Origin of the sequence: Flavobacterium shii, from assembly GCF_025847235.1 — a bacterium.
GTDB lineage: Bacteria > Bacteroidota > Bacteroidia > Flavobacteriales > Flavobacteriaceae > Flavobacterium > Flavobacterium shii.
Map to the genome: position 1 here is coordinate 25,201 of NZ_JAOZEW010000021.1, position 26,902 is coordinate 52,102.

Annotated in this window: 18 protein-coding genes; 4 read left to right on the top strand and 14 right to left on the bottom strand. The window is 35.0% G+C overall.

Annotation, left to right across the window (positions count from 1 at the left end; translation table 11 throughout):
• The first annotated feature begins 4 nt into the window (after positions 1-4).
• The 4 genes from OIU83_RS18065 (at position 5) to OIU83_RS18080 (ending at position 4,872) form a co-directional block, all read left to right on the top strand.
• Positions 5-745 (top strand): ribonuclease III family protein, encoded by a 741-nt coding sequence (locus tag OIU83_RS18065; protein WP_264207660.1) that lies wholly within the window; start codon positions 5-7, stop codon positions 743-745.
• 114 nt (positions 746-859) lie between these two features.
• Positions 860-1,348 (top strand): IPExxxVDY family protein, encoded by a 489-nt coding sequence (locus OIU83_RS18070; RefSeq protein WP_264207661.1) that lies wholly within the window; start codon positions 860-862, stop codon positions 1,346-1,348.
• Positions 1,349-1,353: 5 nt separating this feature from the next.
• Positions 1,354-2,784: a pyruvate kinase gene (pyk, locus tag OIU83_RS18075; RefSeq protein WP_264207662.1), complete on the top strand. Its 1,431-nt coding sequence runs from the start codon at positions 1,354-1,356 to the stop codon at positions 2,782-2,784.
• Between the two features lie 168 nt (positions 2,785-2,952).
• Positions 2,953-4,872: a glycoside hydrolase family 97 protein gene (locus OIU83_RS18080; RefSeq protein ID WP_264207663.1), complete on the top strand. Its 1,920-nt coding sequence runs from the start codon at positions 2,953-2,955 to the stop codon at positions 4,870-4,872.
• 145 nt (positions 4,873-5,017) lie between these two features.
• Here the strand turns inward: OIU83_RS18080 and OIU83_RS18085 are convergent, their stop codons facing one another.
• The 14 genes from OIU83_RS18085 to OIU83_RS18150 form a co-directional block, all read right to left on the bottom strand.
• Entirely contained in the window at positions 5,018-5,488 is a 471-nt protein-coding gene (locus tag OIU83_RS18085; RefSeq protein WP_264207664.1) for an OsmC family protein, read from the bottom strand.
• A 244-nt stretch (positions 5,489-5,732) separates the two neighbouring features.
• A complete protein-coding gene (locus tag OIU83_RS18090) occupies positions 5,733-6,917 on the bottom strand; it encodes an aldose epimerase family protein (RefSeq protein ID WP_264207665.1) in 1,185 nt (394 codons plus the stop codon).
• A gap of 106 nt (positions 6,918-7,023) precedes the next feature.
• Entirely contained in the window at positions 7,024-8,532 is a 1,509-nt protein-coding gene (gene araA, locus OIU83_RS18095) for an L-arabinose isomerase (protein WP_264207666.1), read from the bottom strand.
• Between the two features lie 127 nt (positions 8,533-8,659).
• Positions 8,660-9,361 carry an L-ribulose-5-phosphate 4-epimerase gene (locus OIU83_RS18100; RefSeq protein ID WP_264207667.1) on the bottom strand — a complete coding sequence of 234 codons (702 nt, stop codon included), beginning with the start codon at positions 9,359-9,361 and terminating at the stop codon, positions 8,660-8,662.
• A complete protein-coding gene (locus OIU83_RS18105) occupies positions 9,345-11,036 on the bottom strand; it encodes a ribulokinase (protein ID WP_264207668.1) in 1,692 nt (563 codons plus the stop codon). The genes OIU83_RS18100 and OIU83_RS18105 overlap by 17 nt, the downstream gene beginning before the upstream one ends.
• A gap of 168 nt (positions 11,037-11,204) precedes the next feature.
• Complete coding sequence (locus OIU83_RS18110) at positions 11,205-13,190, bottom strand: alpha-L-arabinofuranosidase C-terminal domain-containing protein (RefSeq protein ID WP_264207669.1); 1,986 nt, start codon at positions 13,188-13,190, stop codon at positions 11,205-11,207.
• A 211-nt stretch (positions 13,191-13,401) separates the two neighbouring features.
• Entirely contained in the window at positions 13,402-15,387 is a 1,986-nt protein-coding gene (locus OIU83_RS18115; protein ID WP_264207670.1) for a glycoside hydrolase family 127 protein, read from the bottom strand.
• Between the two features lie 13 nt (positions 15,388-15,400).
• On the bottom strand, positions 15,401-16,381 hold the full coding sequence (locus OIU83_RS18120; protein WP_264207671.1) for an arabinan endo-1,5-alpha-L-arabinosidase: 981 nt from the start codon (positions 16,379-16,381) through the stop codon (positions 15,401-15,403).
• A gap of 174 nt (positions 16,382-16,555) precedes the next feature.
• Positions 16,556-17,515 (bottom strand): glycoside hydrolase family 43 protein, encoded by a 960-nt coding sequence (locus tag OIU83_RS18125; RefSeq protein ID WP_264207672.1) that lies wholly within the window; start codon positions 17,513-17,515, stop codon positions 16,556-16,558.
• Between the two features lie 353 nt (positions 17,516-17,868).
• Positions 17,869-19,491 (bottom strand): arabinan endo-1,5-alpha-L-arabinosidase, encoded by a 1,623-nt coding sequence (locus tag OIU83_RS18130; protein WP_264207673.1) that lies wholly within the window; start codon positions 19,489-19,491, stop codon positions 17,869-17,871.
• Positions 19,492-19,502: 11 nt separating this feature from the next.
• The gene (locus tag OIU83_RS18135; protein ID WP_264207674.1) at positions 19,503-21,050 is read right to left on the bottom strand and encodes an alpha-N-arabinofuranosidase; all 1,548 of its coding nucleotides are present in this window, start codon (positions 21,048-21,050) and stop codon (positions 19,503-19,505) included.
• A gap of 62 nt (positions 21,051-21,112) precedes the next feature.
• A complete protein-coding gene (locus OIU83_RS18140; protein WP_264207675.1) occupies positions 21,113-22,117 on the bottom strand; it encodes an arabinan endo-1,5-alpha-L-arabinosidase in 1,005 nt (334 codons plus the stop codon).
• Positions 22,118-22,261: 144 nt separating this feature from the next.
• Positions 22,262-23,821, bottom strand: coding sequence for a RagB/SusD family nutrient uptake outer membrane protein (locus tag OIU83_RS18145; protein ID WP_264207676.1), 1,560 nt, complete (start codon positions 23,819-23,821; stop codon positions 22,262-22,264).
• A gap of 30 nt (positions 23,822-23,851) precedes the next feature.
• Positions 23,852-26,893, bottom strand: coding sequence for a SusC/RagA family TonB-linked outer membrane protein (locus OIU83_RS18150; protein WP_264207677.1), 3,042 nt, complete (start codon positions 26,891-26,893; stop codon positions 23,852-23,854).
• Between the last annotated feature and the right edge of the window lie 9 nt (positions 26,894-26,902).

Sequence of the window (26,902 nt, forward strand, 5' to 3'; positions counted from 1 at the left end):
TAATATGAGTATTTTCAAAAAAATATTTTCAAAATCCCGTTCTCAAGAAGACGGGATTTTTTTTGATTCTATTCAAAAAATACTTGGATTCCCACCCATTTCCATTCAATATTATAAGAAAGCCTTTACTCATCGCTCTTCTAATCGATTGGACGAAAACGGAAACCCCATTAATTACGAACGATTAGAATTTCTTGGTGATGCTATGTTAAGTGCTGTGATTGCTGCACATTTATTTAATAAAGCACCTGCCGGAGATGAAGGTTATTTGACAAAAATGCGCTCAAAAATCGTAAGCCGAGAGCATTTAAACGAACTTGGAAAAGACTTAAATCTAGTTCGGTTTATAGAAAGCAAAGTACCTTTACAACACTTTGGAGAAAATATTCATGGTAATATATTCGAATCACTTGTCGGAGCCATATATCTTGACAGAGGTTATTCTTTTTGCGAAAAATTCATTCAGAATAGTGTAATCGGTCCATACGTAGATATTACTCGCCTGGAAGGAAAAGTAATAAGCTACAAAAGTCTGGTTATTGAATGGTGCCAGAAAGAGAAAAAAATATTTCATTATGATATTTTTGAAGATAACGGCATTGGTGGTGAACGTTTATTTGGTGTAAAATTAAGTATTGATGATAAAGTAGTCGCAAGAGCGCGAGCTACTTCCAAAAAGAAAGCAGAAGAAAAAGCGTCACAGCGCGCGTATTTTGCATTTCAAGAAAAAATGGATAAGAAATAAAATAGATTTTCTTAAAACTATATCGTTTTCGTTTATAAATTAACAAAAACATACCAATCTTAACTATTGAACCAGCAATAGAAATAGTATATTTACAACTTATTTTTTCAGGAAATGGCTATTCATAAATTAGAATTAGGCGAATTTGATGAAATTGATTATAATTTGATTGCCATACATACTTCAGTGGAAGATTACCGGTTGGCTTATTTTATCAATCAGAATTTCCCCGTTCTTTTAAGTAAAAGCAAAAATGAAATTCATATCAATGTGAAAGAAGGGGAGACTCATTTTTCACGATTTGCTTATTATGATGAAGAAAAAGAACTTTATTGGGATTTGATTCAGAATAAAAATGAAGTCATTCAAAATACACCAAATGACAGTCAGGATTTATTTTCAGATACTTCGATGGAAGTTGCCACAAAAGTATATTTACTACCTGAGTTTAAAAAAGTTGATTATTTTTTAAAAATTGAAAAGAGTGAGGAAGCTTTCGATATATTAAAAATACAACAAATATTAAATACCATTGATACCATCTCAACGGTTTATATAGTTGATACAAATAAAATAAAATCAAAAAACAATTTAATTTTTTAATAGAAATGCTTACAAACAAAAAAACCAAAATTGTAGCCACACTTGGACCTGCATGTGGTACTAGAGAGATCATAAAGGACATGATCGAAGCAGGTGTGAATGTGTTTAGAGTTAATTTTTCGCATGCAGATTACGAAGGAGTAAAAGAGAAAATCAACATCATTAGAGGCCTTAACGAAGAGTTTGGTTATACCACGGCAATACTCGGAGATTTACAAGGACCAAAACTTCGTGTTGGAGTAATGGAAGAAGGAGTTGTAGTAAACGACGGTGATGTAATCACTTTTACAACTGCAGAAGACATTATTGGTACTGCCAAAAAAGTTTTCATGAAATACCAAAACTTTCCAAATGATGTAAATCCAGGAGAGCGTATTTTACTTGATGACGGTAAACTTATCTTTGAAATCCTTACTACTGATAAAAAGACAGAAGTTACTGCCGTAGTAATTCAAGGTGGTGAACTAAAATCTAAAAAAGGAGTTAACCTTCCTAATACTAAAATCTCTTTACCTGCATTGACAGAGAAAGATATTGCTGATGCAATTTTTGCTATTGAGCAAAAAGTAGATTGGATTGCACTTTCATTTGTAAAAACACCACGTGACTTACAAGACTTGCAAGAGCTGATTGCAAAACATTCTGAGTATAAAATTCCGATTATTGCAAAAATAGAAATGCCTGAAGCATTAGAAAATATGGACAAAATCGTTGCTTATTGTGACGCTTTAATGGTTGCTCGTGGAGATTTAGGAGTTGAACTTCCTGCTCATGAAGTACCATTGGTTCAAAAAGAACTTATACGCAGAGCAAAAACTGCTCGTATCCCTGTAATTGTGGCAACACAAATGATGGAGACAATGATTACTAGCTTAACTCCTACTCGTGCGGAAGTAAATGACGTAGCAAACTCTGTTATGGATGGTGCTGATGCTGTAATGCTTTCTGGAGAAACTGCTGCCGGTAATTACCCAGTTCAGGTTATCCAAAAAATGACACAAATTATCGAAGCTGTTGAAGATTCTCCGCTAATTCAAGTGCCACAAAATACACCACAAATTAAAACAAAACGTTTTATCACTAAAACAATTTGTCAACAAGCTGCTCTTATGGCTAATGTTATCAAGGCAAAAGCTATCTGCACGCTTACAAATAGTGGTTATACTGCTTTCCAAATTTCGGCTTGGAGACCATCTGCACATATTTTAGTATTTACTTCAAACAAAAGAATCTTAACTCAGTTGAGCCTTTTATGGGGAGTTAAATCATACTACTATGATAAAGATGTAAGTACAGATGATACTGTAACTGATGTAAATCAAATCGTAAAAGATAAAGGATATGTTGTAAAAGGAGATTATTTAATCAACTTAGCAGCAATGCCAATTAAAGATAAAGGAATGGTTAACACCATGAGAGTTTCGGAAATAGAGTAAAACTTTACCTAATTTCAAAAATATTAAATCCGTCTTGTAGTTTATACTTGACGGATTTTTTGTTTTATATCAAAAATCAATCGTAAACACATGAAAATTAAACAGATTTAAAATATAATTAAGAAGAATATTTTCTTATGTTTGTAAGTGTATAAAAAACACTTAACTATGAAAAAACTAATTTTATTACTATTTTTTGGCACTATATTAAATAGTTTTGCCCAAAATAAATCAGATTCATTTTTTGTAAATCCTGATAAAACATTAAAAGTCGAATTCAATTTAGACAAAAATAAAACTCCTACTTACAAAATTTTATATAAAAATAAAGTAGTTATTAACACTTCTCAATTAGGAATTATCCGTGAAGATGCCAATCTATATAATAATCTGAAAGTCCTGAAAATATCTCATCCAAAAACAATTACCGAATCGTATGCAATGCTACAGGGTAAACGAAAAGACATTTCATATACCGCAAATGAATATACAGTAAGCTTACAAAACGATAAAGGAAATTTGATGGATATCATTTTTCAACTTTCCAAAGATGGAGTTGCACTGCGCTATCATTTCCCTGAAACAACTACAGAAATTAAAAAAATTACTGAAGAGAAAACCTCCTATAATTTTGATACGACTACAAAAGCCTGGTTACAACCAATGTCCAGAGCAAAAACAGGGTGGAAAGAAACCAATCCAGCTTACGAAGAACATTATGCTATGGACGTTCCTGTGAATACAAAACCAGCAATTGGCGAAGGTTGGGTTTATCCTGCGTTATTTCACAACAATGATACCTGGCTTTTAATTTCGGAAACAGGATTACACAATAAATATTGCGGAACAAGATTGGTTTATAACGATGATTTAAAAGCGATGCAGGTAACGTTTCCACAAAAGGAAGAAGTGTTCCCAAATGGCGCTTTAAATCCCGAGTCACAGCTACCTTGGTATACTCCTTGGCGCATAATTGCCATAGGATCATTAAATACTATTACCGAAAGTACTTTAGGAACGGACTTAGCCGATCCTGCAATAAAAATGGATACTTCGTTTATAAAGAGTGGACTATCCTCATGGAGTTGGGTATTGCTGAAAGATGATTCTGTAAACTATGAAACCACGCATCAATTTATTGAATATGCCTCAAAAATGAATTGGCCTTATTGCCTGATTGATGCTGATTGGGATACAAGAATTGGAGATGAAAAAATGAAGGAATTAGTGGCTTTTGCCAAAACCAAAAACGTAAAACTATTGGTTTGGTACAACTCATCCGGTTCCTGGAATAGTACTGAATATCATCCGAAAAATAAATTATTGACGCATGAAAACAGAGCTTTTGAGTTTAAAAGACTGAACGATTTAGGTATTGCCGGAATTAAAGTTGATTTCTTTGGTGGCGACGGACAATCTATGATTGCGTATTATCACGATATGCTCAAAGATGCTGCCGATTATAAATTAATAATCAATCTACATGGCGCAACTTTACCACGCGGATGGCAACGTACCTATCCAAATTTATTGACAACAGAAGCTGTAAAAGGATATGAGCATATTACTTTCGATCAAAATATTGCCGATTTAGAACCAAGTCATTGTACGATGTTACCTTTTGCCAGAAATGCTTTTGATCCAATGGATTTTACTCCAATGGCATTAGATAAAATTCCTAATATTAATAGAAAAACAACTCCTGCTTTTGAATTGGCTTTGCCTGTTTTATTTTTATCGGGTATTCAGCATATTGCCGAAATTCCAAAAGGAATGGCGAAAATGCCAACTTATGTCATCGAGTATTTAAAAGATATTCCAACGAATTGGGACGACTCGAAATTCGTTGCAGGTTTTCCCGGAAAATACATTGTAATGGCAAGAAGAAGCGGAAACACCTGGCACATTGTTGGAATTAACGGAGAAAATACTCCGAAAGAAATTGAAGTTGATTTGTCTTTTGTGAAGAACCAAAAAGGGTTCATTATTCTTGAAGATGAAAATGGTTTCAAACAAGAGTCTATTTCTAAAAACAAAAAATTGATTGTAAAAATGAAACCCAATGGTGGTTTTGTGACAAAGATTTAAATTTTTTCGCCATATAAGTTATGCAAGTAAATATAGGTTTTGTATTCTCAGAGACTGAATACTTCATCAGGAGTACATGATTGTGGAAAAGGAACAGTTCAAAAAAACTGTTTATCATCACAAAACTATTAAATGAACCTATAACTTATATGGTGAAAACTTCACAGCTAGCACTATGTAAAATGGGAAAATTGCATGAGTTAGCAATAAAACATAATTGATTTGCTTTTGTGTGCAATTCTATTGCTAAATCAATTTTATCATGATTTGAAATAGTTACTTTAGGATTTAATCGCACTTCTGTAAAGCGACCGCTTCCGTCTGGAGAAACTTCTAGTGTTGCTTCGGCATCGTCTGAATATCCCAAAACTTCTATCCCGTTTTGAGAGCAGACATATAAATACGACATCATGTGGCAGGAAACTAAGCTGCTCAATAACAAATCTTCGGGATTGTATAATTCGGGATCACCTTTGAAAGCTTTTGCTGCTGATACATTTAAAACAGGTTTTCCTTGTATATTAATCTTGTGACTTTTGCTGTAAAATCTCCTCGTTGAATCTTCTTGATTTTGTTGGGAAGTCCAATTTACTTCTACTTTGAATAGATGTTTCATTTTATATTTTGTTTGCTATTGCGAAGTTAAGATTTTATAAACTAACAATTATTTTCACTCGCAAGATCGTAGAGTCATAACGTTTTTTCGCCACTAATTTCATTAATTAAATTGATGAAAATTTTCTAAATCAATTCGTGCTAATTCGTGAAATTCGTTGCAACCTTAACTACATAAAAAACCTCGAAAGTATTACTTTCGAGGTTTCTTAGAGAATTACTGAACTATTAAACAAATTCTAAAACTATTTTTTCACAGAGAATTTAAAAGTAGTTTTAGTTTTATAATTTTCTCCCGGGTTTAAAACCGTTGTTGGGAAGTTTTTCTGGTTTGGAGAATCCGGATAATGTTCTGTTTCTAAACAAAGTCCAGTTCTATGTCCATACGTTCCGCCATTGCGCATTGGCAAAGTTCCGTCAAGGAAATTTCCTGAATAAAACTGAATTCCAGGTTCATCAGTTGTCATTTCCAGAACTCTTCCACTTGCTGCGTGATATACTTTTGCAATGATTGTTTTTCCTTTTTCAGGATTGTCCAATACCCAGCAATGATCATAACCTTTTCCTCTTTCTAATTGTTCGTTCTTCGCTTCAATATCTTTACCAATTAATTTTGGCGTTCTGAAATCGAAAGGTGTATTGGCAACATCTTCTAATTTTCCTGTTGGAATTAAAGTTGCGTCAACTGGAACTAATTTATCTGCATTCAAAGTCAATTCATGATCGAGAATAGTTTTAGAAAAATCTCCCGATAAATTGAAATAAGAATGTTGAGTCAAATTCACAACAGTTTTCTTATCTGTTGTTGCTTCATAAAGTACTTCTAACTGGTTATCATTTGTCAAAGTATAAGTAACAAAAACCTGTAAATTTCCAGGATAACCTTCTTCTAAATCTTTACTTAAATAGGATAATTTTAAAGAAGCTGTAGCTCCAGATTTTACCTCATCAGCTTTCCAAACAACATTAAAAAATCCTTGTGGTCCACCGTGCAAAGCATTTGGCGCATTGTTTATCGCTAATTGATATTCTTTTCCGTCTAATGTGAATTTTCCTTTAGCAATTCGGTTTCCATATCTTCCGATCAAAGCTCCAAAAAATGGATTTTCTTTCTCGTATTGTGCCAAAGAATTAAATCCGATTACTACATTTTCAGAAACACCCGCTTTATTGGGCACTTTCAAATCTGTAATTCTTCCTCCAAAAGTGATGATGTCAACTTCCATCCCATTTTGGTTTTTTAGCTTATAACTATCGACTTTTTCTCCTTTTGCAGTAGTTCCATAAGAAGATTTTTCGATTGTAACTGTAGCTTTTTCATCAGAAGAAACTGTTGTAGCATCTGTTTTTTTATCGCTTTTGCACTGAACCGAAAGTGTCGCTAAACTCAATAAACTAATTCCAAAAAGGCAACGTTTTAATACATTCATAAATGTTTTTTTTTAGTTAGTAAAGTCTTAAAGTCGAAAGTCTTAAAGTCATTCCTTCAAAGTAACTAAATCTTTAGGACTTTATGACATTAGACTTTTGACTAATTTAAAGTCCGTGTTGAAACAAATGAAAGTAAGCTTCATTAGCATTAATCTTATCTTTAAACTCCCTTACGGTAGTTTTCTCATCAATAACCAATAATTCGATTCCTGCGATATCTGCAAAATCTTCCATATATTCGGTTGTGATTGCCTGGCTATAAACGGTATGATGCGCTCCTCCAGCTAGAATCCAAGCTGTTGCTGCAATATCAAGATTTGGTTTACAATCCCATAAAACTCTGGCAACCGGTAATTTTGGTAAATCGGCCAAAGGCTTAATAGCTTCAACTTCGTTTACAATCAAACGGAAACGATTTCCCATATCAACTAACGATACATTAATTGCATCTCCAGCAGGTGAATTAAATACCAAACGTGCAGGATCTTCTTTTCCTCCAATTCCTAACGGATGTACTTCGCATGATGGTTTTGCATCTGCAATTGATGGGCAAATTTCTAACATGTGAGATCCTAAAACATATGATTTTTGAGGTGTAAAATGATAGGTATAATCTTCCATGAAAGAGGTTCCTCCTTCAAGACCCACATTCATAACTTTTAATGCCCTTACCATTGCAGCCGTTTTCCAATCACCTTCACCACCAAAACCATAACCGTCGGCCATTAATCTTTGTGTTGCAATTCCTGGCAATTGTTTCCAAACTCCAAGGTTTTCAAATGTATCTGTAAAAGCTCCAAAACCTCCTTCTGTAAGGAATGCTCTTAAACCTAATTCTATTTTTGCTGCTTCGACTAATGAACTTCTTTGTGCTCCGCCTTCTTTTAAAGAATCAGTTAAAGTATATGAAGATTCATAAACTGCTAATAAATCGTTTAATTGTTTATCGGTAACTTTCTCAATATGTTTGGTCACATCAGATGAATCGTATCCATTAACAGCCATTCCAAAACGAATCTGAGCTTCGACTTTATCACCTTCGGTAACAGCAACTTCACGCATATTGTCTCCAATACGAGCAACTTTTAAGTTTTGAAGTTCGTCCCATCCTAAAGCTACTCTTGTCCAAACACCAAGCTTGTTTAAAACACGAGGATCTTCCCAGTGGCCAACCACAACTTTACGTTTTTTACGCATTCTTGACATAACAAAACCAAACTCACGATCTCCGTGTGCCGATTGATTCAGGTTCATGAAATCCATATCGATCGTTCCCCATGGAATTTCAGCATTGTATTGTGTATGCAAGTGGCATAATGGTTTCTTTAAAATACTTAATCCGCCAATCCACATTTTTGCCGGAGAAAAAGTATGCATCCAAGCAATGATTCCAATACAGTTTTTAGCAGAATTCGCTGCCAAACAAACATCTAAAATTTGAGCAGGAGATTTTACTACATCTTTATAAACCACTTTTACCGGAATACTAGATGATGCGTCTAATCCTTTTGCAATTAATTGCGAATGTTCTGCAACTTTTCTTAGTGTTTCTTCACCGTATAATTCTTGGCTTCCTACTATAAACCATACTTCTTTTTGAGAAATGTCAATCATTTTGTTATTTTTTGTTTCAAGTTTCAGGTTGTTGAAATCTGAAAATCAAATTGTTATTATTTTTTTGTTTCAGGTTTTCTTTGTTTCAAATTTGAAACCGTCTAAAATCTTTATTCTTTTTTCTCTTTTACTGTCCGTAATACGAATCTTTTCCGTGTTTACGATTGTAATGTTTCTTTATTAAGGAATCTTTTAATCTTGGTGCGTTTGGATTTATTTGCAAAGTCAGGTATGCCATTTCGGCTACGACTTCCAGAACTTTACTGTTGTAAACGGCTTTAGCAGCGTTTTTCCCCCAGGCAAATGGACCATGATTTCCAATAAGAATCATCTCTACTTCTTCATAAGAAAGGTTCTTTTCTTTAAAACAATCCAAAATCTGAATTCCGGTATTGTGTTCATAATTCCCTTCGATAAGCTCATCATTCATTGGCGGTGCACACGGAATATCCGAAGTTAAATGATCTGCATGCGTGGTTCCAAAAATTGGAATATCCTGTTGCGATTGTGCCCAAGCTACAGAATAAGTTGCATGCGTATGTGCAACACCACCAATATTTAGCCAATTTTTATACAAGTAAGCATGTGTTTTTGTATCCGATGAAGGACGCATAGCACCTTCGATAATATTGTTATCAAAATCGACAATCACAATATCTTCGGGTTTTAAATCTTCGTAAGGAACACCACTTGGTTTAATAGCAAAAACACCATTTTTTCGGTCAACAGCACTTACATTCCCAAATGTATAAACCACCAAATTCAATGCATTTAACCGCATATTGGCTTCGTAACATTCTTGTTTTAAATCTTTATAAAGAGAACTCATGTTGTTTCGTTTTAATAGTTGGATCTTCAAAAGCACTTAATTGGTCGTACGCCAGTAACAATTTATGATATGCTGCTACTTTATCTAATTGAGGGAAATATTCTCCGTCAAAATCACTTCCTATTTTTTGGCTTGCTTCGATTACATTTGGATAAATTCCGGCTGCAACGGCTGCATAAATTGCTGCTCCTAAAGCTGGAGTTTGATCTGAAGCTGCAATTTTGATTGGTTTATTTAAAACGTTTGCCAAAGTCTGCATGATAAATGGTGATTTTCTAGCTACACCTCCAATCCCAATAACGCTGTCGATTTTTACTCCTTCTTCTTCAAAACGATCTACAATTTTCTTAGCTCCAAAACAAATTGCATTTACCAAAGCTTTAAAAATATGCGGTGCTTTTGTTCCTAGAGAAAGATTTGAAATCGCGCTCTTTAATTCCTGATTTGCATCTGGAGTTCTTCTTCCATTAATCCAGTCCAAGGCAATTGGAAGACTATTTGAAACTGGAATTTTCTCTGCTTCTTTTGTCAATTCAATGATTAGCTTATCGCTAAATTCTTCTCTTAATTGTTCTTTTTGAGTATCATTTAAAACAGTTGAAGCTGTTAATAAATGCTCTGTTGGCCAAAGCAATAATTCTTTATACCATGCCAATAAATCTCCAAAAGCAGATTGTCCGGCTTCTAAACCAATAAAACCTGGAATTACAGATCCATCAACTTGTCCGCAGATACCGCGAACGGTTTTTGTTCCTACTTCATCATAAGAACCAACCAAAATATCGCAGGTTGAAGTTCCCATTACACGAACTAAAGTATTCTCGCCAATTTTTGCTCCAACAGCTCCAGAATGTGCGTCAAATGTTCCTACTGCTATAACTGTATCTTTAGAAAGTCCCAAACGATCTGCCCATTCTTTGCTTAATTTTCCAGCAACCAAATCAGATGTATATGTTTCATCATATAAATTACCACGAAGCGTTGCCAAGTATGGATGTAGTTTTTCTAAAAATTCTGCAGGTGGCAAACCATTCCAGTCTTCGTGCCACATTGCTTTGTGTCCTGCTGCGCAACGGCTTCTTTTAAATGATTTTAAATCTTTATCTTCTATTAATAAATATGTCATTAAATCACAGTGCTCCATCCAGGTATGTGCTGCATTTCGAACTGCTTCATCTTCTCTGGCAATGTGTAGAATTTTTGCCCAAAACCATTCTGATGAATAAATTCCTCCTACATATTTTGTAACATTTTCTCCGCCCCAGTTTACTGCCAATTCGTTGATTTCGTTTGCTTCATTTATTGCCGTATGATCTTTCCACAACACCATCATCGCATTAGGATTTTCCTCAAAACCTTTTGTCAAAGCCAACGGAATTCCATCTTTGGTTACAGGCACAGGAGAAGATCCTGTGGTATCAATACAAATTCCACACACTTGGGAAGGATCAACTCCACTCTCTTTTACAACGGTCTGAATTGTAATTTCTAATCCTTCAATATGATCTAAAGGGTGCTGACGAAATTGATTAATAGACGCATCACAATATTGCTTGTTTTTCCATCTTTTATAATGACTAACATTTGATGCCAACTCTTGCCCATTTTCTGTATCTATTAACATCGCTCGAACAGAATCTGTTCCGTAGTCCAATCCTATAACGTAATTTTTCATTCGAAATTAATTTTATAATAATGACAAATATAAATATAATTAATTTATAAGTGTATAAAAAACACTTAACAAAAACCAGGGCTGTAATTTTTACAAATAATGCATCAAAACAGCCCTTTAGGATCAAAACAAAAAATAAACGTTAGTTTTACATTTATAATGTTGCGATTACTTCATCTTAATTTTCAAAACAGTAACCGAGTAAGCTGGAAAATCGTATTGAACTTTACTTCCGTTAACCTTAAATTCAGTTTCTTTGGGACTAATCTTAGTTGGAGACTCGAAAGAATTTTCATCATTTATTCCGTCACCTTTCAAAATTATGGCTGTTCCTTTGGAATCTAATTTTGCTCCTTTTATATCAATTGAAGCATTTTGAGCTGTTGCAGAAGCATTAACAATTTTCAAGATTACTTCTTTGGAATCCACATCTTTTACTGCCGAAGCAAATAAATCATTTTGACCTGTAACTGCTTTTCCGTCTTTTGTAATGTTGATTAAGTCTGTTCCTTTATTGTTTGAGAATAACTTCTGAACATAATAATTTGGCGTTCCGTATGATTGTAAATTGTTAAACCAAATCATATCTGGTGTCCATTGCCAACCATCAATATGAGCCAATAAGGGTGCGTAAGATGTTAAGTGAACCACCTCGGCATTACGTTCCATTCCTGTCATGAAAGCCGCTTCGGAGAAAGCACATTCCCAGTTATTTTTATTATCAGGACTTGCAATTGCAACACTTTGCGCTGCATATTCACCAGCGAAAATCTTTGGTCCTTTACGATCATAATTATCATAACGTGTTACATTTTTACGGAACCAGGCTGGATCTTTGTAATAATGTTCGTCTACAATTTCTGCATTTAGTTTTTTAAGTTCTGTCATTCCATAATCAAAATAATCTCCATCAGGCAATGGTCCTGTTCCGGAAACAATTGTGATGTTTGGATATTTAGCTTTTATAGCTTTTTGAAACACTTTGAAACGCTCAATATAATCTGGGCCCCATTGTTCATTTCCAACTCCAATGAATTTTAAATTAAATGGTTTTGGATGTCCCATATCGGCTCTCACTTTCCCCCAAGCGGTATTTAAATCTCCATTGGCAAATTCGATTAGATCCAAAGCATCTTGCACATAAGGATCCAATTGATCCATTGGAACTAATTCTCCTGTATTGAACTGACAAGCCATTCCGCAACTTAAAATTGGTAATGGCGAAGCTCCAATATCTTCTGAAAGCTGGAAATACTCAAAGAATCCCAAACCAAAACTCTGGAAATAATCCGGTGCCAGTTTATGTGCAAATTCTGTATTCCAACGGTTAATCATTGTTTCTCTGTCCTCAACATTTCCTATCGATTTTTTCCATTGGTAACGCAATGCCAGGGTTTTTCCTTCGACAATACATCCTCCTGGGAAACGTAAAAATCCTGGTTTTAAATCGTATAATAATTGTACTAAATCTGCACGCATTCCGTTCTTTCTTCCTTTCCACGTATCTTCAGGAAAAAGCGAAATAGCATCTAAATCGATTACTCCTGTTCCTTCAAAAGTGATTCTGATTTGTGCTTTTGCTTCTGTTGCCGTTGCTGTTAATTGTGCTGTATAATTTGTCCAATCTTTAGCGGTTGGCGTAATCGAAGTTTCACCTAAAACCTTTTTATTTTTATCAATGAATTGGATCTTAATCTTGGCTACGTTTCCTGATACTTTTGAAGCTTTCAAAGACAAATTATAATGCAAATCTTTCTTGATTCCCATTCCTCTGAAACCTTCATTGATCAATTCGTAACCATTTGCATCATTTACAGTAACCCTGCAATAATTATGATTTGTCCCTTTTTGCGAATACTGAATAATATTGGCAATTCCAGATTTCTGGTTTAGTTTGTGGCGGTCGCTGTTGGGTTCGTTCCATCCCATCATTGGGGTTTCGAATTCAAACGATCTGTTCTTGATCATTTCGGCATATAAACCTCCATCGGCAGCAAAATTGATATCTTCAAAAAACACTCCGTACATTGTAGGTTGAATTTTGGTAACCGATTTTGCAACATCGACTTGAAGATTGTTTTTTTGTGCCGAAGCATAAAAGCCGTTAAGCAGCAAACCACAAAGGGTAATTTTGGTAATTAAATTGGACTTCATTTTTTTGTATTTAATGTGTTTTTATTGCACGCGGATGATACTGATTCACTAAAGTGAAAACGCGGATAAAAACGGATTTTTATTTGTTTTTACTCTCCTGCAAGGTTTCCAAAACCTTGTAGGTATTATTAAGTTCCTAAAGTTTAAAAACTAAACCTACAAGGTTTTGGAAACCTTGCAGGAATAGAATCGTAATTCTTTGTTCTATATTTTAATTCCCTTTATAATCTAACCAAACTTTCATCTTCCCAACGCCGCGGTTTGACCAGCTGTAATAGGGAATTGCTTTAAATTTTGAATTTTCGATTACGTTCACACCTTGTAATAAATTGGCTTCTTTTTTTACTGTGAAAGTATCTCCGGATAATACGTTTATTTTATCAAAATTAGTTTTATTATCAATTTCTTCCACCGCGTAAACGATTGGTCCGTATTCTAAAGAGACTTTGTTTTTATTGGTTTCAACTTTTCCATTTGTTTCAACTTCCTGAACTTCCATTGGGAAATTAAGGCTGATTTCATCTCCTTTTTTCCAATTTCGAGTAATTGTAAAATATCCGTTTTCTGGTTGAATTGCCAATGTTTCTCCGTTCAGATTAATGGTTGCTTTTTGAGTTGATGTTTTTTTATAAGAATATAAATCGCCTGGCAAAACTTCATTTCTTGCCCAACCCGGAACTCTCAATTTTATCGTGAATTGGCTTTCTTTTTTCGGGTTAACCGAAATATTTACTTTTCCGTTCCAAGGATATCCGGTTTGTTGAGAAATCTGTAAATCGGTTTTTCCTAAAGTGAAAGCTGCATTGTTTGAAGCGTACAAATTGACATAAAGTACGTCTTTTGATTTCGAATAAATAAGTCCCGGAATTGATGGCACAAATCGAATTAAATTGGTTGGACAACAAGAACAATCAAACCAAGCCTGACGTGTACAAGATCCTCTGTTTGATTTAAAAACGCCATCGGCTTCTAAGGCATTTGGGTAGAAAAATTCTTTTCCATCTAATGAAATTCCGGAGATTAATCCGTTGTACATCGTTCTTTCGATCACATCAAAATATTGTGATTTCCCTGTTAAATTATGCAACCTGTGATTCCAATATACATCTCCAATTGCAGCACAAGTTTCGTTGTATGCCGTTAAATTTGGTAATTCATAATTATCTCCAAAAGCTTCTCCGTCGTGTCTGGAACCAATTCCGCCAGTGATGTACATTTTTTTGTTGACCATATTACTCCACAAATTATTTACAGCATCTGTATAACCCTTATCTTTGGTTATAGCTGCAATATCAGTCATTCCTGCATACATATAAACGGCTCTTACAGCGTGACCAACAACTTCATTTTGCTGTATAACCGGAATATGATCTTGTGCATATTCGCCATATAATTTATGATTGTTCGGGTTTCCGCGATTGTCTAGAAAGTATTTTGCTAATTTTAGATAGTCTTCTTTTCCGGTAATTTGATATAATTTGATCAAACCTGTTTCAATAATTTGATGACCCGGAACTCCTTTTACCTGACCTGGACCATCGCCAAAAGTTTTCACAAACAAATCGGCATTTTTGATGGCAATATCAAGGAAGTTTCTTTTTCCGGTTGCTTCATAATGCACAACAGCTGCTTCAATTAAATGTCCTGCATTATAACATTCATGACTAATTTGCAACGATTCCCAACGTTTTCCTTCGATAACCGGAACCCAAGACGCAGGTGGTTTTGCCGGATTTATAGTCCTCCACGTAGTTAAGTAACCGTCTTTTTCCTGACCTATTTTTACGATTGCAATCAATGAATCCAGAACGCGATCCAGTTTTGGGTTTGGCGCGCTGATTAAAGTATTCGATGCGCCTTCGATAATTTTGTAAACATCGGTATCGTCAAAAGGCATTTGCCCCTTAACTTCTCCCGTTTTTTGTTTTCCTGCAATTAAGAAATTCTCAAAACGTCCTTCTTCATTGCATTTCTGAATGGCATATGCAATCGTTACTTCCTGCACTCTTTTAATAATGGGCAACCAAAAAGAATCTGTCAGTTTTACATTTTGAATATTTACTGGTTCGATTTCGTAACCCGCTTTTAAAGCCGAAGTTTTATTCGATTGCACGATATCGTTCTTGGTTTCTTTACAGGAAATAAGAATTAAAAGTGATAGAAAAATCGCTACAATATGGAAAGTATATTTTTTCATTATTTTGAATATTCTATTTTAAAATTGGCCATAAATCAGCATCCCAAAACATTTCTCTAACTACTAATCTTGGCGTTCCGTTGGTTTTCTTTTCGTAAGCATGATAAAAAATATAATCTTTACCATCAAATGTATAAGCGCTGTTATGGCCTACGCCAAAGTAATTCTCATCACCCTGAACTACTATGCTTCCGCCACCTTCGTTTAATGGTTTTTCGTCTTTATCGACATAAGGTCCAGTTACATTTTTAGCTCTTCCAACAACTACTTTATAGGTGCTTTTCTCTCCGCGGCAGCATAAATCCCAAGAAAGAAATTGATAATAGTAGCCATTTTTCTTAAAGATAAAAGGAGCTTCAAGTGCCCCATCGCCAGGATCTGTATCGGCAAGTTCAAAGCTTCTCTTGCGTTTCGCAATTGTATGCCATTCTTGTGGTTGTGCAATTGATTTTAAATCTGGATTTAGTTTTACTAACTTTAGTCCTTCCCAAAAAGAACCAAAAGACAACCAAGGTGTATTGTTTTCATCGAAGATTAAATTAGGATCAATGGCGTTCCACATATCTCGATTGGGTTGCGATTGGATAACGATTCCCTGATCAACCCATTTGTATTTTTTATCTTTTGGATCTAAAGTGGTATTGGTCGCTACACCAATTGCTGAAGTATTTTTGGCGAAAGCCGAAACGGAATAATACAGGTAATAGATATTGTTATGGAATGTGATATCTGGTGCCCAAATATGGTTTTTGAAATCGGCTGCAACGCCATCTGCCCAAACGGGTTTGTCTTTGAAGACCTGCGGTTCAGGATTCCATTTTTTTAAATCTTTAGAACTGAAGACGCTGATTCCATTTCCTGTACAGTATAAATAATAGGTGTCTTTTTGTTTGATGACGACTGGGTCGTGCACTACAATTTCTTGTGCAAATGAAACTGAACCAATCAAGAAGATTAGAATAGTAATTGCTTGTATTGTGTTTTTATAAACCATTATAAGTGCTTTGTTTGTGAAATCTAAATTGTAAAATGTAAATGCGACTGAAAACTTTTTTAAACCATATAAGTAAATTTAAGTTTTGTGTTGACTGGAAACTTTTTAAATCATATAAGTAATAACTATTACTGAAATGCAACTGAATACTAAAAACTGAGAACTGAACACTTATTACTGTATTCCTTCAGACGTCATTACAACACGTTTCATTGTTCCATCTTTGTTATAATATAATTTATCTACACAAACTGATCTTCTAAAACTTCCTCCGTGTGGAATTGACGCTCCGTTATGATAAATAAAATACGATTGTCCCTTAAAATCTATTATCGATTGATGATTGGTATTACTGTTTCCTGCCAATTCATTCAGGATTCCTTTAAATTCCCATGGACCTGTAATGGTCTTGCTCATAGCATAGGCAATTTTTTCAGGAAACTCATAAGCGTATGATAAATAATACCAGTTTTTGTGTTTGTGAATCCACGGTGCTTCGGTAAAATGGGGTAAATCGATATGATGAATTGGACCGTCTAATTCAACCATGTTCTCTTTTAATTTTGCATAATGACAAGCCGTATTTCCCCAAAACAAATAGCCTTGTCCATCAGTATCGATATAAACCGTTGGATCGATATCGTCCCAACTTATATCGGTAAATTTTGTCATATCATTTGTGATCAGGGCTTTTCCTAAAGCATCTTTAAAAGGTCCAGTTGGACTATCTGAAACTGCGATTCCAATCGATTTTCCTGGTACCAAACCATGTTCTACTGTTACATACCAATAAAACTTTCCATTTCTTTCAATGACTTGTGAGGCCCAGGCATCTCCTTTTGCCCATGCAAAATCGGTTACTTTTAAGGGCACTGGATGTGATTCCCATTTTTTCATATCTGAAGACGAATACACGACCCATTCGTTCATTTTATAAAAATTAAAATCGTTTGGTGCTTCGTCATGACCGGCATATAAATACACTTTATCTTTATAAACCAACGCAGCCGGATCTCCTGTGTATTGGTCTTTGATGATTGGGTTATTTAATTTTGTGGGATCAATTTGGCTTTGAACTGTTTGACAGAAGACAAGCAAAACTAAAAGTGACAGGCTTGTAATTATATTTTTCATTATGATTTGTTTTGGTAACATTTTAAAAACCTAATTGCTATGCGTTAAATATTTTTTCAAGCAGATCAAGCAGATTTTTTTTATTCTTTAATTCTATCTAACTCTTTTTAAGTCATGATAAAATAAGTTCCAACGGGACGGCATATTTATAGTAATTTTATTTGTTTTTTCATAAGAACCCCCATTGGGGGTGACATATTATAAATCATAAAGAAAAAAATTACATATCGCTCCGCTGGAGCTAATAGAAAGAACACATTATATTGGCTATAAATATTATGCTCCGCTGGAGCTTATATTGACTCTAAATTACTTTATTGAAATCTGTGGCCATTATTTAATGTTTGGAATTTCTAATTGATCTTTTTACCCCATACCGGTAATCCGCCTGACGTTAATCCTGAATAACTTAGAGTTACTTTTCTGGTGGCTAATTCCCAATCCCAGGCATCGGTTACGTTACATTTAACTCCGTTTACGGTCAGGATTTTTTTGGTACTGTCGTACGACCAAGTTCCATTAGCATCTCCGCTTACTTTTTTATCTGCAGTTAAATAAAGTGTAACTGATTTTTGAATCGTCTTGTACTGATAATTCATCGTGATTTGCTCCCAGGTTCCTATAAAACTGGCTTCGGAAATTGTTGTTGTCGGAACGCCTGCGTAACGTTCTGACTCTACTACCGGCCAACCATCTTCTGTCCATTCTATACCTCGAACATGTCCCATCATAACTGCATTTGAAACAGCAATTCCAGAGACTCCTTCTGGTAAACGTGCTTGCGATGCATAATACCATTTTTTGGTTTCCGGGTTCTGGAAGATACCACAATGAGATATTCCAACCCAGCCTGTATGGTTCTTAAATGAATATGGATGTGTTAACATCGGGAAACATTCGGCTCCATTGGTTATACTACTTCCTGAAATCGTTACATAAGGTCCTGTAATACTTTTTGATCGAGCAACTCTTGTATTGTACGCAACCGATAATTCATCATAAGCCAAGAATAAATAGTAAAATTGGGTATCTGGGTTATAAATAATTTCCGGGCCTTCAAGTGCTTGCCATCGGTTTGAATTTACATTTCCGCGTCCTGCAATACGAACTCCATAATCTCCAATTGTTTTTAATTTATCTGGTTTTCCCGTTACTGGATTCAGTTTTAAAGCTGCAATTCCAGAATGCCATGATCCGTAAATTAAATATTGGTCGCCTTCTGGAGTTTGAATAAAACTAGGATCAATAGCATTGAATTTGAAATAGGCATCCCAATCATTTCCCCCGTTTCTTACATAACTTTTTACGCCGTCTGGTTCGGAGCAAACTACCATTCCTTTGTCTGTCCAATTATTTGAAGCCAAATCATCTGTTTCGGCTAGACCAATAAAAGCACGTTCTGTCCAGGAAGTATTCGTATCTGTTCCAACAATTGGGTTGGTGACCACGATGCTGTAATACATCCTGTAAATATTACCTACTTTACGAACACAAGGCGCCCAATATCCATAATTAGGATTTGTAATGGCTGGTAGTGCCGGCGACATTCTGGCTCTTTTATTATTTAAAGAATCTTTTACCCAAGCAGGAGCTTCGGTCATTGATGATCCCATAAATTCCCAATTGATTAAATCTTTTGATCTTCTGTAAAAGAAATGCCCATGTCCTTCTGTAGCATTTCCATAAGAAGCATCTGTTTGATACATATAATAATATTCGCCACATTTCTCAACTGTAGGATCGTGTACATTGGCCAAATTCCATTGTGCACGACTGCCCCAAGAAGCTAGAGATGTATAATTATCTGCATATGTTGGTCCCGGAAAAGCATTTGGGACCACAACAACTGGAGCCACTACAGGATCTGGTCCTCCACTAACTGCCGGATCATCCTTTGAACAACTTGTGATAATTAGTACAAATAAGAACAATCCTAAATGGGATATTATTTTTATAATGGAATTTGATTTCTTCATCTTTTAGATTTTTATTTCCCCTCTAAAACAACTACTGAGAAAGGAGGAATGGTGATTTCTAGTTTTCCTTTTTTATTTTCGAAGCCTTTAAAAACTATAGGAACAATTTTGTTTGGAGCATCGAATGAATTGTAATCTTGTAATTTATTTGATGTAATAATTTTCCCTGTGAAGTTTTTAACGCCAAGGTCATTCACATCAATCTCTACTTTATTTTTATTCTTTGCATCAACATTTACTAAGGAGATATGAACCAATCCGTTTTTATCTTTAGATGCCGAAGCTGATACTGCAGGAAGTGATTCTCCATTAAAAGTATATAGTGGCGAATTAAAACTTATTGGCAATAATTTTGCATCTTGATGTACACTATACAATTGCATTACATGATACGTAGGCGTTAAAATCATTTTGGCTTTATCGGTAAGGATAACTGCTTGCAAAACATTTACACATTGTGCTAAGTTTGCCATACGAACTCTATCGGCGTGGTTATTAAAGATATTAAGTGTTGCTCCGGCTAGAACTGCATCTCTCATTGTGTTTTGTTGGTATAAAAATCCAGGATTTGTTCCTTTTTCTACCTCATACCAAGCTCCCCACTCATCAACAATCATTGCTACTTTTTTTTCCGGATCGTACTTATCCATAATAGCCGAATGTTTGGTAACCAATTCTTCCATTATCAAAGCTGATTTCATAGTATGAAAATAGCCATCTTCTGTATAATTTACACCATCGCCTTTTTTGTCCCAATCTATTACCGCATAATGATGAACACCAACTCCTCCTAACATATTTAGCGGAATGTTTTTCATTAATACCTCTGTCCAATTATAATCGGCACTATTTGATCCAGATGCAATACGGGTAATTCCACCTGTATTTTCCCAATCGGACATGAAGGTTGCGTATTTGCGGTATTCATTAGCATAATATTCTGCAGTCATATTTCCACCACATCCCCAAGCTTCATTTCCAATTCCCCAGTATTTTACTTTCCAAGGTTCCGTTCTGCCATTTTTTTTGCGTAAATCACTCATCGGACTTTTACCGCTAAAATTGGTGTATTGTACCCAATCGGACAATTCCTGAACAGTTCCACTACCTACGTTTCCAGACAAATAAGGTTCGGCTCCAAGTAATTCACACATATTAAGGAAATCATGTGTTCCAAAACTATTATCTTCGGTTACACCACCCCACCATTTATTTACAATTGTTGGTCTTTGTTCTTGAGGTCCTATCCCATCTTTCCAATGATATGTATCGGCAAAACAACCTCCCGGCCATCTTAAATTTGGAATTTTCAAATCTTTTAATGCCTTAACAATATCATTTCTAACTCCTTTTGTATTTGGTATTTTGGATGTATCTCCCACAAAAAAACCTCCATAAATTGAACGTCCTAAATGTTCTGCAAAATGGCCGTAGATATTTTTATTAATTGTTGGAGCATCCGCAGTATTTTTTATAGATAATACTGTAGTTTCTTTTTGAGCGAAAGTAATTTGATTACAAAATGTAAAAACAAATAAAATTAAAAGCGATTTTTTCATGTTATTTATAATGTTATAAAGAGGAAAGCTTTTTATAAAAACTTCCCTCCAGATATTAATTTTTAATAAGAAAGCGTTGGCCATCCAGATGACCATGTAAAATAAACAATTTCGAGTTTTGGATTTCCGCTATCGGCTCCATCATAATAATGTACTGATCCTGTTTGGGTTCCTACAATTCTTGACAAATGTCCTGGTCCTATATAATTCCCTTGTGTCGCCAGAACTGTTGTTCCACCGCCACTTGTTAAGGCTACTCCATTTTTATCTACAAAGGGACCAAACACACTTGTAGAACGTCCTACTACAATATAATAGGTGCTATTTACACCATTGCAGCATGAACCTCGGTTTACGAACATATAGTAATAACTTCCTTCTTTTATTAAGCATGGCGCTTCCCACGAAGCACTACTTCCGCCTGCCACAATGGTTCTTGTTCCTGTAGGTTTACCTGTTGAGACATTAATTTGTACAACCCCAATTCCTGCATGCCAGGAACCATAGGCCATATAGACATTACTGCCATCTACTAAAATAGAAGGATCGATTGCATTTACATCCGAAGATGAAGAGGATGAAACAACAACACCTCTATCTGTCCATGTTGTTCCTGCACTTTGTGAAATTGAAGGTGCAGTTACCAATCCAATTGCTGATGTGGCTGAACCAAAAGTAGAGCAGGAATAATACATGTTCCAGCGGTTGTTGAACCAAGCTACATCTGGCGCCCAAAATGTTTTTACAAAACCGGGTACATATCCTGTAATCCAGCTTGGTGTGGAACTAAACACTGATGTTCCCCAAGTCCAACTTGTTAAATTTGTTGAGTAGGTCATTGGGATATTATCTCCTGTTGTAAAGACATAATAATTTACTCCGCTTTTTACAATCGTACTTGGATCATGCGAGGGGACGTTTCCTGAAACAGTTTTGGCTGTTAAATTTTTAATCTGTGAATTCTGGGTTGCAGTATTCGTTTCTCCATTTGAAGGAATTAGGGTATCTTCATTTTGGCAACTTCCTAATAATACTGCTAATAAAACCAAACTTGTAATTGTTTTCATTGTTATATAATTTTAGTTATTGTTTATAATAAATAATTTAACCTCCTCTGCTATTTCACTTCCTCTTTTAAGATATACTATCACATGGCAAATTTTGCAGCCTGCCATATGATAGTATGAAGTCTAACTAATTCAAAAAAAATATTAATAACTGTCGTTTTGAACGGTTCCTGGATTGTTGTCCTTTTCTAATTGTGGTATTGGGTAGTATTCTCTACCATTTACATACGAATTAAACTCGGCGTCTCTTGCTTGTAACCATTTTAATTTTGCATTATCCTGTAACCATCCCCAACGACGAATATCATCAAAACGGTGTCCTTCAAGTGGGAATTCCAGAAATCTTTCATGCCCAATTTGTTCTCTCATCCCAGCTTGACCTAAACCTGGTTTAGCTGTAGCTAAATTTGGTAAACCCACACGATCTCTTACTATTTGAATATAAGTATATGCTCCCTGCGTATCTCCTGTTTCGTTTAAACATTCGGCATACATCATCAAGATGTCGGCATATCGTAACAAACGCTCGTTGATCCCAGAACGCCAATCCATTTCGTTTGCATAATTACCATCTGAGTTTTGATATTTTCTACAGAATATGTCGTTTAAGTCGCTAGGGCTTTTTGCATAAAAAGTTGCAAAATCCTGACCGTATAATTTCATTCCGCCTGGTTTGTTATAAAATATAGTAGCATCTAAACGAGGATCTAATTGTCCATCGATTGTTAATTCATCATGAAATTCATTGAACAATACCCAAGTTGGTTGTGCATCTGTCCATCCAAAATCTCTTGGCGCATAGGTAATAGCTCTTGCCGATGTCTTACCCCAACCTGAAGCAGGAATACCTCCCCAACCTAAATCAACACCTCCTGCTTCTCTACTAAATTGCACTTCAAAAACTGATTCTGAATTGTTTTCATTAGTATCTGTAAAATTATCACGGTAATTGGATACCAAAGAGTACACTCCTAAATCGATCACTTTCTTAAAAGTAAGTTTTGCATTTTCAAAATCTTTGGTAAACAAATATGCTTTTCCTAAATATCCTAAAGCTGCTCCTTTTGTAGCACGTCCTTTCTGGCCTGCATCCAATCCTGAAACATTATCATATGATGCTGGTAATAACTCTGCTGCTGCTTTAAAATCGGCAATAACTTGCTCCCAACCCTCTGCCTGTGATTTTTGTGGATGAAATATTTCTACATCTAGTGGTATTGGTACATTTTTAAATAAGTTTACTGCATGAAACAAATACAATCCTCTTAAAAAATAAGCTTGTCCAAGAACTCTGTTTTTTAAAGTTGCATCCATCTCAATGTTTGGTACATTGGTTAAAACCTGATTACAACGATAAATTCCCTGATAATACGTTTCATATCCCCATCCATAAATAGAGGGATCTGAAACATTAGAATTAAAGCGTCCTAAATTATACATAGATCCCCAAGGGCTATTACTTCTTGTATCATCTGCTTTTGCATCCAGCATTAATGGTGTACTTCTCATGTAAGTACCATCTGTTAATAAACTACCATAAGCAGCATTAATTCCTTCGATAGCATGCTGGTCTGTTTTCCAGAATGTTTGTACAGATTCATTATTTGGGTCAACCTGAATTAAATCCTCATTGTCTACACAACTTGTCATTACAGTTGCTAGTGAGAGGAAAACTGTTAAATAACTAAATATCTTATATTTCATTTTGATTCGTTTTAATTGGTTTGGCTAATGTTAAAAATTCACTTCAACTCCTACAGAAATGGTTCTTGGGTTTGGAAATGAACCACCGTCATATCCTCTTGATAGCAATCCGTCACTATTAAAATCTGGATCATAACCTCTGTATTTACTAATGATTAATAAGTTTTGTCCATTTACAAAAACTCTCGCTTTTTTAATAACATCATTCTTAACCGGAATATTAAATCCTATCTCCATTGTTTGTAACTTAACGTAATCACCACTTTCAATAAATCTATTAGACTCTCTGGCATTCCCATTAGGATCACCTATAATTGGGCGAGGTACATCTGTGTTTGTATTAGTAGGAGTCCAATAATTAAGTTCATCTGTACTATGATTCCCATATTGCCCTGCCATTAAATTGCGGTAAATTCCATTAAAAATTTTGTTTCCACCACTCCCTTGCCAGAACATTGAAATATCCCAGTTTTTATAAGAAGCAGTAAGCGTCATTCCATAACCATATTTAGGAATTGTAACCCCTTGAAAAGTTCTGTCAAGATCATTGATTACTCCATCACCGTTTACATCTCTAAATTTGATATCCCCAGGAGCTGCATTGGTTTGCGTAGGCGAAGAAGCTACATCTGCAGCACTTTGGAATATTCCTGCAACTTCCCAAGCATAAATCTCTCCTGCAGATCTACCAACTTGCGTTCTTGCTGCTGCACCAGTAATAGGATTACCATCAATTCCTATTTGTGTAATTTCATTTTTTAAAGTACCTAAATTGGCAGAAATACTGTACTTAAATGCATGGTGATTGTTATTATAAGTAGCTGTAAACTCTAATCCGGAATTTTTCATTGCCCCTGCATTTGTTGTAACATTAGATGGGAATGCTCCTGTAGAATATGGCAATGGAACACCAATTAATAAATCTTCGGATTTTTTGATAAAATACTCTGCAGTAAATTGCAGGTCGTTTTTAAAGAATCCCAGTTCAAGCGCTATGTTTGTAGTTTTTGTTGTTTCCCAGTGTACATTAGGGTCCAATGAGCTTACTACTGTTGTACCTGGAGCCAACTCATTATTAAAATCATACCCTGCAAAACCATTTGTTGTTGTAGCAAAAAAATAAGCTGGAATAGTATTGTTTCCTAATATACCATAACCTCCCCTTAGTTTTACATTACTCACCCATTCTGGTAGCTGTATAAATTTTTCATTGCTAATTTTCCAACCCCCAGAAAAAGAATAAAAATTACCTTTATTATATATTTCACTAAAAAGAGACGTTCTGTCTTGTCTAAAATTTGCCTGAATTAAATAACGATCATCATAAGAATAATTTAATCTGCTTATGTATGATATCCCCGTAATTGTAAATTTAGATTCTCCTGCACTAATTGCATCAGCATATTGAAGCTGGCTAATTTCACCCGGTTTATATCCTACACCTCTTGACCAGTGGTTGTAATTATCTCTTCTTTCCTGAATCCATCCGCCCAAAACATCAAATTTATGTTTCCCAAGGGTAGCTTCATAAGTCAATAAATTATTCAAAAACGTTCTTGACTCATTACCTGTACCCACATCTAGTGTCGACTTTGCATTGGTTGTAACATAATACCAACCTAGATCACTTGGAGGCAAAAATTTTCTGTTTTGCCAATCTGTTCTGTCAAAACTGGCATCAATTTTATATTTTAATCCTTTTACAATTTCATATTCTCCCCAGATATCACCTATAAAACGATCTCTTTTTCCTCTATTGGTTATCAAATTATTATATCCAATAACATTTAGAGATATTGCTCTTTGTGTTAAATTATCTGTTCCACCATAACCCCCAAGTCTATTGGCATCATATACCGGCATTGTTGGTATAGCTCCAAGCAAATCACTTATTGGTGTTTGCCCTACATTATACTCATTGAAATTTTCTTTATCCGATTGTGTGAAAGCAATTTTTGCACCATATTTAAATTTCCCTTTTTTTCCATTCAAATTTAAATTTGTTGATAATCTCTCATAATCCTGTGGAGATTTTATGTAGCTTGTGTTTTTAAAATAATCAACATTTAAATTGTATCCTAAGTTTTCGGCACCACCATTAAAATTCAATGATTGATTTTGTACAACTCCAGTCCCAAAAGCTTCATCTTGCCAATTGGTATCAATATTATTGATATAAGAAGGGCTATTAGGATCATTTCCAGGTACTACACTTAATCCTGCATTTCTCTCGGCTGCACTCGTAATATTTTGATACCCTACTCTATCGGTTACATCCCATTTTCTAGCTACAGTTTGTAGCCCTACAATTGATTTAAATTTAATATCTAATTTTCCTGATTTCCCTTTTTTTGTAGTAATAATAACAACTCCGTTTGCTCCACGAACACCATAAATTGCTGCCGAAGATGCATCTTTTAAAACTTGCATTGATTCTATATCTCCTGGTGCAAAGTCATATGGAGAATCTACTATCATTCCATCTATTACAAAAAGTGGATTGTTGTTACTGAATGAATTAATCCCTCTAATCTTAATATTTACAAAACCTCCCGGCTCTCCCGAAGATTGTACCGATACTCCCGGAACTTGTCCCTGAAGCATTTTTGCCGCATCATATGTTACCGTTTTTTTTGCCGACTCCATATTTACTACACTCACAGACCCTGTAAGATCGGCTTTCTTTTGGGTACCATATCCTACAACAACTACCTCATTTAGTTTATTGGTGTCTTCACTTAGAACTGCATTTACTTTAGGTTGATTACCTACAGCTATCTCTTGGTTTTGAAAACCTATAAAGGAAAAAACTAATACATCATTTGGAGAAGCTTTAATTGTATACTGACCATCAAATCCTGTTACCGCAACTGTTTTGGTCCCGTTTATAATAATATTTACACCCGGTAATGGTAATTTATCCTGAGCCGAAGTAACAACTCCGCTAATCTCTTTGGCTTGTTGAGCAGACAGTGTATAAGATGAAAATAATAAGACTACTATCGCTAAAAGCCACTCTTTTTTTGGCAACAAATAATTGCAATAAATAAATAATTGTTGTTTTGTTATCATATTGGTTTA

Coding starts and splice junctions, on each gene's coding strand:
- OIU83_RS18065 (WP_264207660.1), top strand. CDS start 5: ATGAGTATTTTCAAAAAAATATTTTCAAAATCCCGTTCTCAAGAAGAC.
- OIU83_RS18070 (WP_264207661.1), top strand. CDS start 860: ATGGCTATTCATAAATTAGAATTAGGCGAATTTGATGAAATTGATTAT.
- pyk (WP_264207662.1), top strand. CDS start 1,354: ATGCTTACAAACAAAAAAACCAAAATTGTAGCCACACTTGGACCTGCA.
- OIU83_RS18080 (WP_264207663.1), top strand. CDS start 2,953: ATGAAAAAACTAATTTTATTACTATTTTTTGGCACTATATTAAATAGT.
- OIU83_RS18085 (WP_264207664.1), bottom strand. CDS start 5,488: ATGAAACATCTATTCAAAGTAGAAGTAAATTGGACTTCCCAACAAAAT.
- OIU83_RS18090 (WP_264207665.1), bottom strand. CDS start 6,917: ATGAATGTATTAAAACGTTGCCTTTTTGGAATTAGTTTATTGAGTTTA.
- araA (WP_264207666.1), bottom strand. CDS start 8,532: ATGATTGACATTTCTCAAAAAGAAGTATGGTTTATAGTAGGAAGCCAA.
- OIU83_RS18100 (WP_264207667.1), bottom strand. CDS start 9,361: ATGAGTTCTCTTTATAAAGATTTAAAACAAGAATGTTACGAAGCCAAT.
- OIU83_RS18105 (WP_264207668.1), bottom strand. CDS start 11,036: ATGAAAAATTACGTTATAGGATTGGACTACGGAACAGATTCTGTTCGA.
- OIU83_RS18110 (WP_264207669.1), bottom strand. CDS start 13,190: ATGAAGTCCAATTTAATTACCAAAATTACCCTTTGTGGTTTGCTGCTT.
- OIU83_RS18115 (WP_264207670.1), bottom strand. CDS start 15,387: ATGAAAAAATATACTTTCCATATTGTAGCGATTTTTCTATCACTTTTA.
- OIU83_RS18120 (WP_264207671.1), bottom strand. CDS start 16,381: ATGGTTTATAAAAACACAATACAAGCAATTACTATTCTAATCTTCTTG.
- OIU83_RS18125 (WP_264207672.1), bottom strand. CDS start 17,515: ATGAAAAATATAATTACAAGCCTGTCACTTTTAGTTTTGCTTGTCTTC.
- OIU83_RS18130 (WP_264207673.1), bottom strand. CDS start 19,491: ATGAAGAAATCAAATTCCATTATAAAAATAATATCCCATTTAGGATTG.
- OIU83_RS18135 (WP_264207674.1), bottom strand. CDS start 21,050: ATGAAAAAATCGCTTTTAATTTTATTTGTTTTTACATTTTGTAATCAA.
- OIU83_RS18140 (WP_264207675.1), bottom strand. CDS start 22,117: ATGAAAACAATTACAAGTTTGGTTTTATTAGCAGTATTATTAGGAAGT.
- OIU83_RS18145 (WP_264207676.1), bottom strand. CDS start 23,821: ATGAAATATAAGATATTTAGTTATTTAACAGTTTTCCTCTCACTAGCA.
- OIU83_RS18150 (WP_264207677.1), bottom strand. CDS start 26,893: ATGATAACAAAACAACAATTATTTATTTATTGCAATTATTTGTTGCCA.